Origin of the sequence: Xanthobacter aminoxidans (genome assembly GCF_023571765.1) — a bacterium.
GTDB classification, from domain to species: Bacteria; Pseudomonadota; Alphaproteobacteria; order Rhizobiales; family Xanthobacteraceae; genus Xanthobacter; species Xanthobacter aminoxidans.
Map to the genome: position 1 here is coordinate 84,472 of NZ_JAMJXC010000016.1, position 13,788 is coordinate 98,259.

Below are 13,788 nucleotides of genomic sequence, written 5' to 3' on the forward strand. Positions count from 1 at the left end.
CGGCGTGCCAAACGCCTGTCCAGGACCTGCTCTCCCTTGTCTGCTTGAGCGCGGCGGGAGGCATGCCCCCTTGCCTCCGGGCGGCTGGCGTGCGAAGCAGCATCAACGCACGGCGCCGCCGCGGGAGAAGCCTCTCGCGCGGACCGTTCGGCGTCGGCCATTGAAACCTCTTGCAGCCTTCGCTATAGGGGCCGACAACTCATTCCGAAGGGGCCATGCGGCCATCCCTCGGCCCCGGTCGGTGCCTTGCACCAAAGCCTGCGCGCCACGCGGGCGGGCCGCGACCGCAAGGGCCGAGCATACGAGAGGCGTCAGTCCATGTCTTCGACGTTCGACACGGTGGCCAACATCATCGCGGAAACCTGCGACATTCCGCGCGACACCATCACGCCGGACAGCCACGCCATCGACGATCTGGGCATCGACAGCCTCGACTTCCTCGACATCGCGTTCGCCATCGACAAGGCCTTCGGCATCAAGCTGCCGCTGGAGCAGTGGACGCAGGAAGTGAACGACGGCAAGGCCACGACCGAGCAGTATTTCGTGCTCAAGAACCTCTGCGCCCGCATCGACGAGTTGGTCGCTGCGAAGGCCGCCTGAGGCCGATAGATGCGTCCTGAAGTCTTCAAGATGATCGACCGGGTCGTCGCCATCGACCCGTCGCTGGAGAAGATCCACTGCCAGGGCATGGTGCCCGAGGAAAGCTCCATCTTCGAGGGGCACTTCCCCGGCTACCCCATCATGCCCGGCGTGCTGCTCATAGAAGCCATGGCGCAGACCACCGGCTGGCTGGTGCTTGCGCGCAACCGCTTCGAAAAGATGCCCTTCCTCGCCACCGTGAAGGAAGCGAAGCTGCGCACCTTCGTGCTGCCGGGGCAGAACCTCGACCTCTACTCGCAGATCCTGCACGAGGGCTCCGGTTTCGTCGTCGCCAAGACGAACGCCACCCTCGAGGGCAAGCCCATCTGCAGCGCCGAGCTTACCTTCCGCGTGCTGCCCTGGCCCGAGGGCAAGATGAAAGCGGTGGTGATGAAGGTTGCCGAGTACGTCTCCTTCCCCCTTTCGGAATTTGCCGATGCCTGACGTGACTGAAGGCCGGGGCCGGATCCAGCGCGACGTCTGGATCACGGGCATCGGCCTCGTCTCCTCCCTCGGGGAGGGCCTCGATGCCCATTGGCAGGCCTTCGCCGCCGGCTCGGCCCCGGTGACGGACAACACCACCTTCGCGCCCTATGTGGTCCATCCGCTGGTGAAGGTGAGCTTCGACAACCAGATCCCCAAGAAGGGCGACCAGCGGCAGATGGAGCCCTGGCAGCGGATCGGCACCTATGCGGCCGGCCTTGCGCTGGACAGCGCGGGTATCTCCAAGAACGCCGAAATCCTGTCGAACACCGACATGGTGGTCGCGGCCGGCGGCGGCGAACGCGATTTCCAGGTGGATGCGGCGATCCTGAATGATCTTTCCGCCTCCAACGACGCCGGGCGGCTGCTGAACGAGCGCCTGCTGTCGGACCTGCGGCCGACCCTCTCGCTGGCCCAGCTCTCGAATCTGCTGGCCGGCAACATCTCCATCGTCCACGGCGTCACCGGCTCTTCGCGCACCTTCATGGGCGAGGAAAGCTCGGGCGTGGACGCCGCGCGCATCGCCTATGCCCGCATCGCGGCGGGCCAGAGCGAGATCGGCCTCGTGGGCGGCGCCTACAATGCCGAGCGCGAGGACACGCTGCTCCTCAACGATCTCGACGCCTTCTGCATGAAGGGCGAATTCAGCCCGGCCTTCACCGCCCCCGGCATCGCCTCCGGCTCCATGGGCGCCTTCCTGGTGCTGGAATCGCCGGAGCATGCCAAGGCCCGCGGCGCCACGCCCATCGCCAAGCTGTCCGGCGTCTGGTCGGAGCGGGCCAAGCGCGCCGTCGCCGGGGCCGTCACCGCCAAGGTGAAGTCGCTCCTCGACAAGGCCGGCACCGCACCGGGCACCGCCGTCATTTCCGGCGTCACCGGCGCCCGTGAGGCGACCGAGGCCGAGGCCGAGGCGCTGACCGCGAGCGGCCTGCCCGTGCGGGCCGTCGCCAATCGCATCGGGCACGGCTTCGAGGCCCAGTTCATCGCCGCCCTCGCCCTTGCGGCGCTGACGGTGTCCAAGGGCACCCTGTTCCCGCCACTCGCCGGCGACCCGCTTGAAAAGGCGGCGGACGGCGTATCCCGCGTGATCGTGACCCAGGTGGGCCACTGGCGGGGCGAAGGCGCCGGACTGGTGGAGAAGGCCTGAGGGCTTTTCTCCCTCTCCCGCGAGGGGAGGACGGACGATTGTCCTTTGCGCCGGCTTCGGCGTATTTTCCGGCGCGAGTGCCGGGCCCTCCCACAGCGCGGGTCCCGGCGCGCCCTTCGAGCGGCGCCGGGGCGGGCGCGCTTCAACGACAGGAGCCGCGATCATGACGCAGGCGCATCTCGACAAATTCGGCCGCCCCATTGTGGTGGTGACGGGTATCGGCATCGTCACCTCCCTCGGCCAGGGCAAGGAAGACAACTGGCGCCGCCTCACCGCGGGTGAATCCGGCATTCACACCATCACGCGCTTCCCCATCGAGGGCATGCGCACGACCATCGCCGGCACGGTGGACTTCCTGTTCGACGGCCGCGTGGCCGCCCCCAACCTCTCCGAGAAGCTGGCGACCCTCGCCGCCGAGGAAGCCATCGCCGAATCCGGCATCGGCACGTCCGGCGAGTTCCCCGGCCCGCTGTTCGCCGCCGTTCCTCCGGTGGAGCTGGAATGGCCCGAGCGCCAGCAGCTCGCCGATGCGGTGGGCCATTACCCCATCGTCTATCGCGACCTCCTCGGCGCCGCCGCCTCCGGCCAGTTCCGGCCGTGGCATGAGCGCTTCCTGTTCGGCTCGGTGGCGGATCGCCTGGCCGACAAGTTCGGCACGCAGGGCCAGCCCATTTCCCTGTCGACCGCCTGTGCCTCGGGTGGCACGGCCATCCAGCTCGGCGTCGAGGCCATCCGCCGCGGCGAGACCGAAGTGGCGCTGTCCCTCGGCACGGACGGCTCGGTGCATCCCGAGGCGCTGATCCGTTTCTCCCTGCTGTCGGCGCTCACCACCGCCAACGACAAGCCCGAGGAAGCCGCGCGGCCCTTCGCCAAGAATCGGGAGGGCTTCGTGATGGCCGAGGGCGCCGCCGCCTTCGTGCTGGAGAGCTATGCCCATGCGGTGGCGCGCGGCGCGAAGATCCTCGGCGTGCTGGAAGGCTGCGGCGAGATGGCCGACAATTTCCACCGCACCCGGTCGAGCCCGGACGGCCGCCCGATCATCGGCTGCATGAAGAATGCGCTTGCCGACGCCGGCGTGACCCCTGATGACGTGGACTACATCAACGCCCACGGCACCTCCACGCCCGAGAACGACCGCATGGAATATGTGGGCCTCAAGGGCGTGTTCAGCGAGGAGAAGCTGGCGGCAACGCCGATCTCCTCCAACAAGTCCATGATCGGCCACACGCTGACGGCGGCGGGCGCCATCGAGGCGGCGGTGTCGCTGCTGACCATCCAGAACGGCCGTATCCCGCCGACCATCAACTACAACATCCCCGATCCGGCCATCCCGCTGGACGTGGTGCCGAACGTCGCCCGCGACGCTCAGGTGCGGCGGGTGATCTCCAACTCGTTCGGTTTTGGCGGCCAGAACGTCTGCCTCGTGCTCGCGGCGGAACCGGCGTGAGCGGATCGCGCACCGGGACTGGCCTCAACCGATGACCGCTCCCATCCTCGTCACCGGCGGCGGCCGCGGGCTTGGCTCGGCCATCGTGCGGCGGCTCGCCGAGGCCGGCTATCCCGTCGTCTTCACCTACCGCTCGGCGGTCGCCGAGGCGGAGGCGCTGATCGCCTACGTCCGTGCGGCGACGCCCGGAGCCGTCATCTCGGCTCGCCCGCTCGACCTTGCCGACCGCGCGGCGGTGGAGGCCTTCGCCGAGGAACTGGAGGCCGGGGAGACCTATTTCGGCTTCTGCCACAACGCCGGCGCCTCCTACGACACGCTCGCCGCCATGATCGACCAGGACAAGGCCGAGGCGGTGATGCAGGTGAACCACTTCGCCTTCGTGCGCCTCACCCGTGCTCTGGTGCGTCCCATGACCCGCGCCAGGACCGGCCGCATCGTCGCCATCGGCTCGGTGGCGGCGCTTCAGGCGAACCAGGGCAATGCGGCCTACGCCGCCTCCAAGGCCGCCCTGCTCGCCCATGTGCGAGGCCTCGCCATCGAGACCGCGCGGCGCGGCGTGACGGTGAACTACGTCGCCCCCGGCTTCATCGATACCGCCATGCTGGAGAAGTTCGCGGACTATCGGGCGAAGATGGAGGCGCAGATCCCCGCCGGCCGCTTCGCCACGCCCGACGATGTGGCACAGGTGGTGGCCTTTCTCTTCTCCCCCGGCGCGGGCTATATGACCGGCGCCATTCTGCCGGTGGATGGCGGGCTCTCCGCCTCGCTCGCCGCCCACCGCTGACTTCAAATTCAGAGAACAACAATGCGTGGCCTTCAGCTCGTCTCCGACCGCAAGCTCGAACTCGTCGAACTCCCCGAGGCGGAAGCCCCGGGCGCCGGAGAGGTGCAGATCCGGGTGAAGGCGCTGGCGCTCAACCATATCGACGTGTGGGGCTGGCGCGGCATGGCCTTCGCCAAGCGCAAGATGCCCCTCGTGGTGGGCGCCGAGGCCGCCGGCGAGATCGTGGCGCTGGGCGCCGACGTGCGCGGCCTCAAGGTCGGCCAGACGGTCGCGATGTATGGCGCCATGACCTGCGGCCACTGCGCCAACTGCCTGAAGGGCCGCGACAACCTCTGCCAGAACGTGGGCGGGGTGCTCGGCTTCCACATCGACGGCTTCGCCCGCGACGTGCTGAACATGCCCGAGCGGCTGGTGATCCCCGCCCCTGAGGGCGTCTCCTTCGAGGAAGCGGCCTGCGCCGGCATCACCTTCTCCACCGTCGAGCACATGCTGTTCGACAATGCGAAGCTGGAGAAGGGCGAGACCGTGCTCGTCCATGCCGGCGGCTCGGGCATCGGCTCCGCCGCCATCCGGCTCGCCAAGGACGTGGGCGCCACCGTCATCACCACCGTGGGCGATGACGAGAAGATGGAAAAGGCCAAGGCGCTGGGCGCCGACCACGTCATCAACTACCGCAAGGACCGTTTCGAGCACGAGGTCCGCAAGATCACCAAGAAGGTGGGCGTGGACGTGGTGTTCGAGCATGTGGGCGCCGACACCTGGAACGCCTCGCTGCTCTCCATGAAGCCCGGCGCGCGCCTCGTCACCTGCGGCTCCACCTCGGGCGTCTCGGTGCAGATGAACCTGATGCAGCTGTTCCAGCGCCAGTACAAGATCTTCGGTTCGTTCGGCGCCACCATCCGCAACGTGGCCGACGGGCTGGAGAAGATGGGCCGGGGCGTCATGCCCGTCATTGACACCGTGGTGCCCCTCGAGAACTTCAACGAGGGCCTGGAGCGGCTGGAAAGCCGCAAGGTGTTCGGCAAGATCGTGGTGAAGTTCTGAGGCGGGGGCGGCGCACGCAACCGTGGCCCGGCTCCCCCTCCCCGTCCGCAAGGCCATCCATCGGCTGAAGCTGGCGCTCGCGCCCGCCGTCGAGGTGCTGGTCGCGGGCTATGTGCGCTTCTCCGTGTGGTGGCTACGCCTGTGGCCGCTGTGGCTCTCGGCCGGCGGCATGGCCTTCTGGGCCAAGCTGCTCGGCCCGTTCTTCGCGGTCAGCAAGGTGGCGCGGCGCAATCTCGCCGCCGCCTACCCGGATAGGAGCCCGGCGGAAATCAACACCCTCGTCCGCGGCATCTGGGCCAACATGGGCCGCCTCGCCGCCGAGTTCGCCCAGCAGGATCGCCTGTGGGACTATGATCCCGCGCATCCCAACACAGGCCGGATCGAGGTGAAGGGCGCGGAGATCTTCCAGCGCCTGCGTGACGACGGTCGTCCCGCGCTGTTCTTCACCGCCCATACCGGCAATTGGGAATTGTGCGCCATCGCCGGCGCCGCGTTCGGCGTGCCGGGCGGCGTGCTCTATCGCGCACCCAACAACAAGCGCGCCGCCGAGCTGATCGAGGAGATGCGCTCCGGCACCATGCCCGGCCTCGTGCGCGCCGGCCGCGATGCGGGCCGCCAGATGGCGCGCATGCTGGCCGAGGGGCAGCATCTGGGCATGCTGATCGACCAGTATTGGACCGGCGGCCCGCCGGTGATGTTCTTCGGCCGCCCCTGCGCCACCAACCCGACCCTCGCCCGCCTCGCCCGCCAGTTCGATTGCCCGGTGCACGGCATGCGCGTCATCCGCCTGCCCGGCGCCCGCTTCCGGGTGGAAATCACCGAGGAAATCGCCCTCCCCCGCGACGGCGAGGGCAAGATCGAGGTGGTGGGCGCCATGCAGGCCGTCACGTCAGTCATCGAGGGCTGGGTGCGCGAATATCCCGAACAATGGCTCTGGCTCCACCGCCGCTGGCGGTGAGGTTCCCGCCCCTCCCCCTTGCCGCGCCCCGGCCAATCCTATAAAGCCCGCGCTTTCCGTTTTCGCGAAGGTATGAGGGATGAGCACGGCTGACGTTGCCGTCATCATGGGCAGCCAGTCCGACTGGGAGACCATGCGCCATGCGGCCGAGACGCTGGATGCGCTCGGGATCACGCACGACTGCCGCATCGTCTCCGCCCACCGCACGCCGGATCGCATGTATGCCTTCGCCAGAAGCGCGAAGGCAGACGGCTTCAAGGTCATCATCGCCGGTGCCGGCGGCGCGGCGCACCTGCCGGGCATGGTGGCGGCGCTGACGCCCCTTCCTGTGTTCGGCGTACCGGTGCAGTCCAAGGCACTGTCCGGCCTCGACAGCCTCTACTCCATCGTCCAGATGCCGGCCGGCATCCCGGTGGGAACGCTGGCCATCGGCGTCGCGGGCGCAACCAACGCAGGCCTGCTTGCGGCGGCCGTGCTGGCGCTCTCCGACCCCGCCCTCGCCGAACGGCTCGACGCCTGGCGCGCCGCGCGCACGGAAGCGGTGGCGGAACGGCCGGTCTGACCATGCTCAAGCCCGGTAGCGTTATCGGTATCCTCGGCGGCGGGCAGCTCGGCCGCATGATCGCGCTCGCGGCAGCGGAGCTTGGCCTCAAGGCGCACGTGCTGTGCCCGGACAAGGACAGCCCCGCCTTCCACGTCAGCGCCGCCCATATCTGCGCCGCCTATAACGATTTCGACGCGCTGGCGCGCTTCGCCGCAGGCGTCGACGTCGTGACCTACGAGTTCGAGAACGTGCCGCTGGCCACCGCCGAGTTCCTCGCCGCGCGGGTGCCGCTGCGGCCCGGCGCCAAGGCGCTCGCCATCACGCAGGACCGGCTCGCGGAGAAGAGCTTCGTACGCGACCTCGGCATCGAGACCGCGCCCTTCGCCGCCGTGGACAGCCTCGCCGATCTTGAAGCTGCGGTTGCGCAGCTGGGCCTGCCTGCCGTGCTGAAGACGCGCCGCTTCGGCTATGACGGCAAGGGGCAGGTGATGATCCGCCCCGGCGAGGACCTCACGGCCGCGTGGCATGCCCTCGGGCGGCAGAGCGCGATCCTCGAAGGCTTCATCAGCTTCGTCCGCGAGGTGTCCGTGGTCGCGGCCCGTCGCGGCGACGGCGCCTTCTGCGCTTATGACGTGACCGAGAACGTGCACCGCGAGCACATCCTGCACACCTCCACCGTTCCCGCGACGCTCACCGCCGATGCGGCGCGCAAGGCCCGAGCCATCGCGCGGGACATCGGCGACGCGCTCGACTACGAGGGCGTGTTCGCGGTCGAGCTGTTCGTGGTCTGCCAGGGGTCGAGCGAGCGGGTGATCGTCAACGAGATCGCCCCGCGCGTGCACAACAGCGGCCACTGGACCCAGGACGGCGCCGTCACCTCCCAGTTCGAGCAGCATGTGCGGGCCATCGCCGGCTGGCCCCTCGGCGAGGTCTCGCGCCTCGGCCGGGCGCAGATGACCAATCTCATCGGCGCGGACGTGCATGACTGGCACGCTCTCCTCGCAGAGCCGGGCACCCACCTGCACCTCTATGGCAAGGAAGAAGCCCGCGCCGGCCGCAAGATGGGCCATGTGGTGCGGGTCGCGCGCGATCCCGAAGCCTGCGCGAACGTGCCGGATGGCGAAGGCTGCTGAATCGTGAGCCGGCTCTTCCCCTAGGGACTGAGACGAATCGCCATGATGACGCATCGCAGCGTTTGACGCATGAATCGGGCGTCCACGGCGGTTTTTTTGTACCGTCGAAGCCATGATCCGAAACTGTGGTGGCAGATGTCTTTGTCCGACGATCGCATCAAGGACCGCTTCTCCGAATGGCTGCGCGACCTTGCACGGCATATGGCCCGGTCCGGGCGCTATTGCAGCTGGCGGGTCATCCAGATCGAACTGCGCTTCATGCAGGGCATCCGCGAGGCGGCCACCTGCTTCTCCGATGCCGCCATCCGCAGCGAGCTCGACGCCCTCTGCCGCGAGGCGCAGAAGAGCGGCACCCCGATCTTCATGCTGCCCGCCCGGAGCGAATCCGGCCTGACGACGGCCGGCTGAAGCGTTCGGCGAAGTACCCCGCGAGTCGATGCCGGCGCGCGGGAAAGTGAGCCGGCGCAAGGCGCCGCCTCCCGTTTTCGCCGTTGCGAGGCGTGTGGACAAGCTGCACCTCTTCTGGTAAGAGAGCGCTTCCTTCGGACAGGTCGAGGACAGGCGCACGCGCCATCTTCTGCGGTCCGATGTTTCAGATCAGGTAAGGCTCCGGCTCGGCGCAACAGCTCGAAGAGGTAAACACGTGCAAGTTCTCGTCCGCGATAACAACGTCGATCAGGCCCTCAAGGCGCTCAAGAAGAAGATGCAGCGCGAGGGGATCTTCCGCGAGATGAAGCTGCGTGGCCACTACGAGAAGCCGTCCGAGAAGCGCGCCCGCGAGGAGGCTGAGGCCATCCGCCGTGCACGCAAGCTGGCCCGCAAGCGCGCCCAGCGCGAAGGCCTGATTCCGTCCAAGCCGCGCCCCACCACCCGCTGAAACGCCCAGGTCGCTGAGGTCCGCAACGCCGGGCATTCGAGCTGACCGTCGAAAGCGTTCCCTCAGTCGGTTTACGAGCTTTTGCATCCGCGCGATCCCGGTCGCGCGGATTTGCTTTTGTGGCGGCCGGGCTTTTTTCGTGCGCCGCCTGGCGCCACGCTCCCGCCTGTCGCGCGCCTGTCTCCGAAGCCGTGGGATGAGAAAGTGGTGTTCGCTCAGATTGCGGTGCAATCCGATCGACGCCTGCTCTAGACTGCCGTTGCGCCGGCATGCCGGGCCTTGATCCGGCTGCGGGTCGGCCGGTCGGCGCAGGGGGCGCAAGGCCTCCGATGAGGGAGAAAGGCCGAATGGTCGCGCGCGTGGTCACTGTCGAGCCCTTCGATATCGTCGTCTTCGGTGCCACCGGCGATCTCGCCCGTCGCAAACTCCTTCCAGCGCTGTTCGAGCGCGACCTCGCCGGCCAGATGCCGGACGACGCGCGCATCATCGGCACCTCCCGCCGCCCCCTGCCCGATGACGACTTCCGCGCCTTCGCCCGCGATGCGCTCGGCGTTGCGGATGGGGTCGAGGATGTGGACCAGGCGGTGCTGGCCCGCTTCCTCAACCGGCTGACCTATGTGGCGGTCGATGCCCTCTCCGACGAGGGCTGGCCCGATCTCGCCGCGACACTGAAGGCGGGAGAGGATCGCGTCCGCGTGTTTTATCTGGCCGTGGGGCCGGACCTGTTCGATCCCATCTGCGCGCGCATCGGCGCGTTCGGTCTCGTCACCGATCTCTCCCGCGTGGTGGTGGAAAAGCCGGTGGGCAAGGACCTCGCCTCCGCCCAGAAGGTGAACGCCGCCGTCGGGCGCGTCTTCCGCGAGGAGGCGGTGTTCCGCATCGACCATTACCTCGGCAAGGAGACGGTGCAGAACCTGATGGCGCTGAGGTTCGCCAACGCCTTGTTCGAGCCGGTGTGGAACAACGCGCATATCGACCATGTGCAGATCACGGTGGCCGAAAGCATCGGCACCGCCGGCCGCGCCGGCTATTACGACACCGCCGGCGCGCTGCGCGACATGGTGCAGAACCATATCCTCCAGCTCCTCTGCCTCGTGGCCATGGAGCCGCCCGTATCGCTCGACGCCAACGCGGTGCGCGACGAGAAGTTGAAGGTGCTCAAGGCGCTGGAGCCCATCAACGAGAGCAATTTCGCGCAGATGACGGTGCGCGGCCAGTATCGCGCTGGCGCCTCGGCCGGCGGGGCGGTGCCCGGCTATCTGGAGGAGCTCGGCTCCGGCGAGAGCGGCACCGAGACCTTCGTCGCCATCAAGGCGGAGATCGGCAACTGGCGCTGGTCCGGCGTTCCGTTCTACCTGCGCACGGGCAAGCGCCTCGCCTCGCGCGTGTCCGAGATCGTGGTGGCCTTCCGGCCCATTCCCCATTCGGTGTTCGACGACCACGCCGGCCCCATCATGCCGAACCGTCTCGTCATCCGCCTGCAGCCGGACGAGGGCGTGAAGCTGTGGCTGATGATCAAGGATCCCGGCCCCGGCGGCATGCGCCTGCAGCATGTGCCGCTCGACATGAGCTTCGCCTCCGTCTTCGGCGTGCGGAACCCGGACGCCTACGAGCGGCTTATCATGGACGTGGTGCGCGGCAACCAGACCCTGTTCATGCGTCGCGACGAGGTGGAAGCCGCCTGGCGCTGGGTGGACCCCATCCTCGACGCATGGCGGGCCTCGCGCGACCAGCCCAAGCCCTACACGGCCGGGACATGGGGGCCTTCGGCCGCCATCGCCCTGATCGAACGGGATGGGCGCACCTGGACCGATGACGCCTGAGGCTTCCCGTGACCCCGCCGACCACACCCATCGCCCTCAATGCCTATGAGGATTCGGCCGGCCTCGCCCGGGCGCTGGCCGCCCATGTGGCCGAGGCCCTGCGCCGCCGCATCGCCCGCGATGGCACGGCGAGCCTCGCCGTCTCGGGCGGGCGCACCCCGCTCGCCTTCTTCGAAACCCTCTCGGGCGCGCCGATCGATTGGTCCCGTGTGGCGGTGACGCTCGTGGACGAGCGCTGGGTGCCGGAGACGTCGGACCGCTCCAACGCCGCTCTGGTGCGCCACCACCTGCTGAAGGGGCCGGCGGCCGCAGCCCGCTTCGTGCCGCTCTATACCGGAGCGGCGACGCCGGAGGACGGGCTTGCGGAGGCCGCCGGGCGGGTCGCCGCCCTCCCCTCCCCCTTCGCGGCCGTAGTGCTCGGCATGGGAGACGACGGGCATACCGCCTCCTTCTTCCCCGGCGCCGAGACGCTTGCCGCAGCCATCGATTCCGCGACGCCCGAAATCCTTGCCGCCGTGCGCGCGGATGCGGCGGGCGAGCCGCGCATCACCTTCACCCTGCCCCGGCTGATTTCAGCCGACACGCTGGTGCTGCACATCGAGGGCATGACCAAGCGCGCGGTGCTGGAGCGCGCCTGCGCCGGCGGCCCCGTTGAAGAGTTGCCCATCCGCTCCGTCCTCAGGGCGCGTGCGCCCCTCGACGTGATGTGGTGCCCCTGAACAAGAGGTCCGAGCCATGACTGAAGCCCAGCCGAGCGCGACCGACGCCGCCTTCGCCGCCCTCGACGCCGCCTGGAAAGGCCGGACCGGGCGCATCGCCGACCTGTTCGCCGCCCCCGAGCGCTTCGAGCGCTTTTCAACCAGCTACGGCGACCTGCTGCTCGATTTCTCCAAGACCGCCATCACCGACGAGACTCTGGCGCAGCTGCTGGATCTCGCCCGCGCCGCGGGCGTGGAACAGCTGCGAGACGCCATGTTCGCCGGCGACCACATCAACCTCACCGAGGACCGGGCGGTGCTGCACACGGCGCTCCGCAACCGCTCTGACGAGAGCATTCCCGTCGACGGCATCGACGTGAAGACCGGCGTGGACGAGACACTGCGCAACCTCACCAGCTTCGCCTACGCGGTGCGCGAGGGACGTATCGCCGGTGCGCGCGGCAACGCCTTCACCGACGTGGTGAACATCGGCATCGGCGGCTCGGATCTCGGCCCGGCCATGGTGACGGGGGCTCTTGCGCCCTATCACGACGGCCCCCGCTGCCACTTCGTCTCCAACGTGGATGGCGCCCACATCACCGATACCCTCACGGGGCTCAATCCGGCGACGACGCTGTTCATCGTCGCCTCCAAGACCTTCACCACCGTCGAGACCATGTGCAATGCCGGCACGGCCCGCGCCTTCATCGCGGACGCGCTCGGCGAGGCGGCCGTGGGCGACCATTTCGCCGCCGTCTCCACGTCCCTTGACCGGGTGGAGGCTTTCGGCATCTCGCGCGAGCGAACCTTCGGTTTCTGGGACTGGGTGGGCGGCCGCTATTCGGTGTGGTCGGCCATCGGCCTGCCGGTGATGATCGCCATCGGGCCAGATCGCTTCGGCGAGTTCCTCGCCGGCGCCGCCGCCATGGACGAGCATTTCCGCTCCGCGCCGCTGGACCAGAACATGCCGGTGCTGCTGGGCCTCGTCGGGATCTGGCACCGAAATGTCTGCGGCTATCCCAGCCGCGCCATCATTCCCTACGACCAGCGCCTCGCGCGCCTGCCGGCCTATCTCCAGCAGCTCGACATGGAGAGCAACGGCAAGGGCGTCACGCGCGATGGCCGGCCTGCCGTGCGTGGCACGGGCCCCATCGTCTGGGGGGAGCCGGGCACCAATGCCCAGCACGCGTTCTTCCAGCTGCTTCACCAGGGCACCGATACCGTGCCGGTGGAATTCCTCATCGCCGCGCAGGGCCACGAGCCGAACCTGAAGAATCACCAGAACCTTCTGGTGGCCAACTGCCTCGCCCAGGCGGAAGCGCTGATGCGCGGCCGCACCCTGGAGGAGGCCGCAGCCCAGCTCGTCCAGAAGGGATTTTCGGCCGAACAGGTCGCCGCGATCGCCCCCCATCGGGTGTTCCCCGGCGACCGGCCCTCCATCACCATCGCCTATGCGGAGCTCGATCCCTTCTCCCTCGGCCGCATCATCGCGCTCTATGAGCATCGGGTGTTCGTCGAGGCTGCAGTGTGGGGCATCAACGCCTTCGACCAGTGGGGCGTGGAGCTTGGGAAGGAACTGGCGACGCAGTTTCTCCCCGCCGTCGAGGGCGGAGCCCTCCCCCCCGGCGCATCGGGGTCGACAGCCGGCCTCCTGGCCTACCTTGGCGGTCTGGCCCAATCCTGAAGTGACTGCTTTCGGATGACGGGTGCCTGCGCGCTTGTGCGCGCTTGCCGGCAGCCAAGGGCAATGCTGCTATGCAGCATTGCGGGTCCGCCTCTGCGTATTTTGTATACCACGAGATTGGACAAGCGCGGTACAAGGTGACTGTACCGGGACGCGGAGGCGTCGGGCGAATTGGATCGAGCCCGGCGAAACGCGCCGCATCCCTTCGGCATCATGCCGGGAGAGAGTTATGAACGCGCTTGAGCTTACGGCTTTCGGCCTTTTCGGGATTGTCCTCACCTTCGCCGCCAACGGCTTGACGGCACAGAAGCCGTACATGACGGTGGCCGGCGGCCCTGGCATTCCGATCGAGGATGTCCTGCTGCAGACGCCCGAGCCGCGCTTTGTCCGCGTTGCCCCCTCGACCGACACGAAGGGCGCGGTCTCAAACCTCGTCATGGTTCATGCCGGCCCCTTCACCGCGGTCCCGCGCGGCAACTGACCAAAAAGAAGGGAGCGGCAAGCCGCTCCCTCAGTTGGGCCCGGGG

The 13,788-nt window shown here is 68.4% G+C and carries 15 protein-coding genes; all 15 read left to right on the top strand.

Features of this window, described 5'->3' with window-relative positions; all coding sequences use genetic code 11:
• Nucleotides 1-318 precede the first annotated feature (318 nt).
• Nucleotides 319-600, top strand: coding sequence for an acyl carrier protein (locus EJ105_RS20900; RefSeq protein ID WP_012113283.1), 282 nt, complete (start codon nt 319-321; stop codon nt 598-600).
• 9 nt (nt 601-609) lie between these two features.
• Nucleotides 610-1,083, top strand: coding sequence for a 3-hydroxyacyl-ACP dehydratase FabZ family protein (locus tag EJ105_RS20905; RefSeq protein WP_024279919.1), 474 nt, complete (start codon nt 610-612; stop codon nt 1,081-1,083).
• Nucleotides 1,076-2,269: a beta-ketoacyl-ACP synthase gene (locus EJ105_RS20910; protein ID WP_250167850.1), complete on the top strand. Its 1,194-nt coding sequence runs from the start codon at nt 1,076-1,078 to the stop codon at nt 2,267-2,269. Before EJ105_RS20905 ends, EJ105_RS20910 begins: the two co-directional genes overlap by 8 nt.
• Nucleotides 2,270-2,432: 163 nt before the next feature.
• Nucleotides 2,433-3,716, top strand: coding sequence for a beta-ketoacyl-ACP synthase (locus tag EJ105_RS20915; protein ID WP_250167851.1), 1,284 nt, complete (start codon nt 2,433-2,435; stop codon nt 3,714-3,716).
• A 31-nt stretch (nt 3,717-3,747) separates the two neighbouring features.
• Nucleotides 3,748-4,500 (top strand): SDR family NAD(P)-dependent oxidoreductase, encoded by a 753-nt coding sequence (locus EJ105_RS20920; RefSeq protein WP_024279922.1) that lies wholly within the window; start codon nt 3,748-3,750, stop codon nt 4,498-4,500.
• 21 nt (nt 4,501-4,521) lie between these two features.
• A complete protein-coding gene (locus EJ105_RS20925; protein ID WP_168458869.1) occupies nt 4,522-5,544 on the top strand; it encodes a zinc-binding dehydrogenase in 1,023 nt (340 codons plus the stop codon).
• Nucleotides 5,545-5,566: 22 nt separating this feature from the next.
• Nucleotides 5,567-6,502 carry a lipid A biosynthesis lauroyl acyltransferase gene (locus EJ105_RS20930; protein ID WP_250167852.1) on the top strand — a complete coding sequence of 312 codons (936 nt, stop codon included), beginning with the start codon at nt 5,567-5,569 and terminating at the stop codon, nt 6,500-6,502.
• A 79-nt stretch (nt 6,503-6,581) separates the two neighbouring features.
• Complete coding sequence (gene purE, locus EJ105_RS20935) at nt 6,582-7,064, top strand: 5-(carboxyamino)imidazole ribonucleotide mutase (protein WP_250167853.1); 483 nt, start codon at nt 6,582-6,584, stop codon at nt 7,062-7,064.
• A gap of 2 nt (nt 7,065-7,066) precedes the next feature.
• Nucleotides 7,067-8,179 (top strand): 5-(carboxyamino)imidazole ribonucleotide synthase, encoded by a 1,113-nt coding sequence (locus EJ105_RS20940; RefSeq protein WP_250167854.1) that lies wholly within the window; start codon nt 7,067-7,069, stop codon nt 8,177-8,179.
• Nucleotides 8,180-8,314: 135 nt separating this feature from the next.
• The gene (locus tag EJ105_RS20945; protein WP_024279927.1) at nt 8,315-8,587 is read left to right on the top strand and encodes a hypothetical protein; all 273 of its coding nucleotides are present in this window, start codon (nt 8,315-8,317) and stop codon (nt 8,585-8,587) included.
• Between the two features lie 235 nt (nt 8,588-8,822).
• Nucleotides 8,823-9,056, top strand: a complete 234-nt coding sequence (rpsU, locus tag EJ105_RS20950) for a 30S ribosomal protein S21 (RefSeq protein WP_029557675.1) — start codon at nt 8,823-8,825, stop codon at nt 9,054-9,056.
• A 347-nt stretch (nt 9,057-9,403) separates the two neighbouring features.
• Complete coding sequence (zwf, locus tag EJ105_RS20955) at nt 9,404-10,879, top strand: glucose-6-phosphate dehydrogenase (protein ID WP_250167855.1); 1,476 nt, start codon at nt 9,404-9,406, stop codon at nt 10,877-10,879.
• A gap of 8 nt (nt 10,880-10,887) precedes the next feature.
• Nucleotides 10,888-11,598, top strand: a complete 711-nt coding sequence (gene pgl / locus EJ105_RS20960; protein WP_250167856.1) for a 6-phosphogluconolactonase — start codon at nt 10,888-10,890, stop codon at nt 11,596-11,598.
• 16 nt (nt 11,599-11,614) lie between these two features.
• Entirely contained in the window at nt 11,615-13,261 is a 1,647-nt protein-coding gene (pgi, locus tag EJ105_RS20965; protein WP_250167857.1) for a glucose-6-phosphate isomerase, read from the top strand.
• A 229-nt stretch (nt 13,262-13,490) separates the two neighbouring features.
• Entirely contained in the window at nt 13,491-13,742 is a 252-nt protein-coding gene (locus tag EJ105_RS20970; protein WP_250167858.1) for a hypothetical protein, read from the top strand.
• Nucleotides 13,743-13,788 lie beyond the last annotated feature (46 nt).

Excerpts from the sequence above, each read along its gene's own strand:
- EJ105_RS20900 (WP_012113283.1), top strand. The coding sequence starts at position 319 with ATGTCTTCGACGTTCGACACGGTGGCCAACATCATCGCGGAAACCTGC.
- purE (WP_250167853.1), top strand. The coding sequence starts at position 6,582 with ATGAGCACGGCTGACGTTGCCGTCATCATGGGCAGCCAGTCCGACTGG.
- EJ105_RS20915 (WP_250167851.1), top strand. The coding sequence starts at position 2,433 with ATGACGCAGGCGCATCTCGACAAATTCGGCCGCCCCATTGTGGTGGTG.
- EJ105_RS20970 (WP_250167858.1), top strand. The coding sequence starts at position 13,491 with ATGAACGCGCTTGAGCTTACGGCTTTCGGCCTTTTCGGGATTGTCCTC.
- EJ105_RS20945 (WP_024279927.1), top strand. The coding sequence starts at position 8,315 with ATGTCTTTGTCCGACGATCGCATCAAGGACCGCTTCTCCGAATGGCTG.
- pgi (WP_250167857.1), top strand. The coding sequence starts at position 11,615 with ATGACTGAAGCCCAGCCGAGCGCGACCGACGCCGCCTTCGCCGCCCTC.
- EJ105_RS20940 (WP_250167854.1), top strand. The coding sequence starts at position 7,067 with ATGCTCAAGCCCGGTAGCGTTATCGGTATCCTCGGCGGCGGGCAGCTC.
- EJ105_RS20910 (WP_250167850.1), top strand. The coding sequence starts at position 1,076 with ATGCCTGACGTGACTGAAGGCCGGGGCCGGATCCAGCGCGACGTCTGG.
- zwf (WP_250167855.1), top strand. The coding sequence starts at position 9,404 with ATGGTCGCGCGCGTGGTCACTGTCGAGCCCTTCGATATCGTCGTCTTC.
- EJ105_RS20920 (WP_024279922.1), top strand. The coding sequence starts at position 3,748 with ATGACCGCTCCCATCCTCGTCACCGGCGGCGGCCGCGGGCTTGGCTCG.
- EJ105_RS20905 (WP_024279919.1), top strand. The coding sequence starts at position 610 with ATGCGTCCTGAAGTCTTCAAGATGATCGACCGGGTCGTCGCCATCGAC.
- EJ105_RS20925 (WP_168458869.1), top strand. The coding sequence starts at position 4,522 with ATGCGTGGCCTTCAGCTCGTCTCCGACCGCAAGCTCGAACTCGTCGAA.